The organism is Allocoleopsis sp. (assembly GCF_036703385.1).
Lineage (GTDB): Bacteria > Cyanobacteriota > Cyanobacteriia > Cyanobacteriales > Coleofasciculaceae > Allocoleopsis.
The window spans coordinates 1-2,584 of the sequence record NZ_DATNPA010000247.1 but is presented as its reverse complement, the minus strand read 5'-3'; the positions used below and the strand labels follow the sequence as shown (position 1 = coordinate 2,584).

Annotated in this window: 1 protein-coding gene and 1 pseudogene; both read left to right on the top strand. The window is 46.6% G+C overall.

Annotation, left to right across the window (positions count from 1 at the left end; all coding sequences use genetic code 11):
- On the top strand, positions 1-1,951 hold a 1,951-nt coding region (gene glyS / locus V6C93_RS11955), incomplete at its 5' end, for a glycine--tRNA ligase subunit beta (RefSeq protein WP_333476883.1).
- 134 nt (positions 1,952-2,085) lie between these two features.
- Positions 2,086-2,584 (top strand): annotated as a pseudogene (locus V6C93_RS11950) (hypothetical protein); the annotation flags it as partial.

Sequence of the window (2,584 nt, the reverse complement as noted above, 5' to 3'; positions counted from 1 at the left end):
AGAAGAAGTAAAAGGCCCGCCTGCCAAAGCCGCGTATAAAGATGGCAACCCCACCCCAACCGCCGTTGGCTTTGCCCGCAAGCACAAGGTAGAACTGGACGCATTGGAAGTCAGAGATACGGATAAAGGGGAATTTGTCTTTGTTCTCAAGAAAATACCCGGTCGTACCGCCACTGAGATTTTAACCGAACTCATTCCCCAATGGATTTTTGGCTTGGAGGGCAGGCGGTTTATGCGCTGGGGTAATGGAGACTTGAGGTTTCCCCGCCCGATTCGCTGGTTAGTAACCTTGATAGATGGGGACGTGCTGCCCTTGGAACTGGAGAATGGTTCCGAGACAATAAAGAGCGATCGCATTACTCAGGGACATCGGATTTTACACCCAGAATCCGTCACCATTCCCCAAGCTACTGATTATGTCCAGTGTCTACAGTCTGCTTATGTCGCTGTAGAACCCAACGAACGTCGAGGCAAAATTCAAGAGCAAGTTAAGACGGCAGCACAACAGCTAGGGGGTTATGCCCCGATGGATGAGGATTTGTTGGAAGAAGTAATCAACTTAGTGGAATGGCCTACAGCCGTTGTCGGAAAATTTGACTCAGAATTCCTCATTTTGCCACCGGAAGTTGTCACCACCGTCATGGTGACTCATCAGCGCTACTTCCCCGTTTTCAAAACTGAACAATCTAGCGAATTACTGCCTTATTTCATCACCATTTCTAATGGTGACCCAACCAAATCGGACATCATTGCAGCAGGCAACGAACGGGTAATCAAAGCCCGATTAGCTGATGGTCAGTTCTTCTACAAAACTGACTTAGCCTCACCGCTAGAAAGCTACTTACCCAAGTTGGAAAAAGTCACATTTCAGGATGAGCTAGGTTCGGTGCGCGGTAAAGTGGGGCGCATTGAGAAAGTTGCTGCTCAAATTGCTGACCAATTGGCAGTCTCTCCAGAACAGCGGTCAGATATTCTACGAGCAGCTAGCTTATGTAAGGCTGACCTCGTGACGCAAATGGTCTACGAATTCCCCGAATTACAAGGAGTAATGGGGCAAAAATATGCGGCAGCTAGCGGGGAATCGGAGGCCGTAGCAACGGCGATTTTTGAGCATTATTTACCCAGAGGGGCAAGTGACAAGCTGCCTCAAAGCCTTACTGGTCAAGTAGTGGGTTTAGCCGATCGCATGGATACACTAGTGAGTATCTTTGGCCTAGGAATGCAGCCAACGGGTTCAGGCGATCCCTTTGCCTTGCGCCGTGCAGCCAATGCGGTGATTAATATTAGTTGGAGTGCTGACTTATCGATTAACTTAAAGCAGTTAATCGAGCAAGCAGCAGCAAATTTCGTCGCTACCTATCCTGACAAGGCCTCACCGACAACATCTTTGGCAGAGTTTTTCTTGCAACGCATCCGCACGCTGCTGCAAGAGGAGCGAGGGGTTGATTATGATTTGGTGAATGCGGTTTTAGGAGAGAATGATGCAGAGTATGCAGAGCGAGCATTACAAGATTTATTGGATGTACGAGATCGCGCTCTATTCCTCCAAGAAATCCGCAACAACGGTAAGCTGAGTGAAATCTACGAAACGGTTAACCGTTCAGCCCGACTTGCTAAACAAGGGGATTTGGATACGCAACAGCTAGACCCTACGGCTGTAGTCAATCCTCAGTTATTTGAAAAATCATCTGAGCCAGCATTTTATGAGGCTTTAGTGGAGTTAGTGCCGCAAACGCAAACCGCACAAGAACAGCGCAATTATCAACAATTGGTCGAATCCTTGGCAAAAATCGCCCCAATCGTCAGCATATTTTTTGATGATAAGGAAAACGGCGTGATGGTCATGGACGAAAACCTGGATATCCGGCGAAATCGCTTAAATCTAATTGGTTTACTTCGTAATCATGCACGGGTGTTGGCAGATTTTGGTGCGATCGTGAAAAATTCTTGACAAAAAGCAAAAAATGTGAATTAGAAGGTAAGACCAAGTTGCATTCAAACGTATAACTCTCTCTTTGTCTTACCTCTGCGTCCTCTGTGCCTCTGTGGTTCGTTAAATTCTCTGAACTCGGTATAAGGTGGGCATTGCCCACCCTACTGCCTTGGCGATCGCTCTCCCATCCTGGCTATACTCGTAACCAATCACATCAAACTGGGAATCATATGGACTTTTTGGTGGTTTGGGGAGTCAGTAACGCTGTCGGGTTCCTGTTTAAAGATGTTTTTGTCAAATTAGCGCAGGATGCTTTACAGGATGCCTTTAAGGACTACCTGAAAGATTTTTTTAAAGGCGGCTTTACGGATACACTGGATATCGGTAAATTAAGAGCGTTGAAAGTGGCTTATGGGCAAGCCAATAAGTTATTTGTGGAATTAGTCCAAGATGAATTGCAAGAGACAGGACTTTCAGACTCGGCAATTCACCAAGATTATAGTGATGCGATCGCTAAATTTATTCATTGTAAATCGGTGCGGGAAGCGCTGGGTCAACCCTTGGAAACAGCGCTGGGATGTTCATCCGCTGAAAGTCTCGCTCTTGATAGACGATTAACCCAACTCTGGAATGAACTTGATTTACATCCTT